Below are 244 nucleotides of genomic sequence, written 5' to 3'. Positions count from 1 at the left end.
CGCGTGGTAGGCCCCCATAGAGCAACCAGTTGTCATCATCGGATCAAACCAGCCTGTTTTGTGTTTGATAAAAGGAATGGCTTCTTCAATCACATAGCGTTCGTATGCACGGTGCATCTCAGCTCGATCATGAGGATTCTTCCAATCACAAAGCCAGCTATCACTATCCACACTAGAAAGGGTGAAAAATTGAACTCGTCCCTCTTCGATAAACTGGGCACAAGCATCAATCATACCAAAGTCA

1 pseudogene is annotated in these 244 nt (G+C 45.5%); it reads right to left on the bottom strand.

Annotation, left to right across the window (positions count from 1 at the left end):
• A pseudogene (locus SPADD19_RS11220) lies at nucleotides 1–244 on the bottom strand (esterase); the annotation flags it as partial.

The sequence above is a fragment of the Streptococcus parasanguinis genome (assembly GCF_001578955.1).
GTDB classification, from domain to species: Bacteria; Bacillota; Bacilli; order Lactobacillales; family Streptococcaceae; genus Streptococcus; species Streptococcus parasanguinis_U.
Note: the sequence above shows the minus strand (reverse complement) of the source record. Positions and strands in the feature narration are given on the sequence as shown.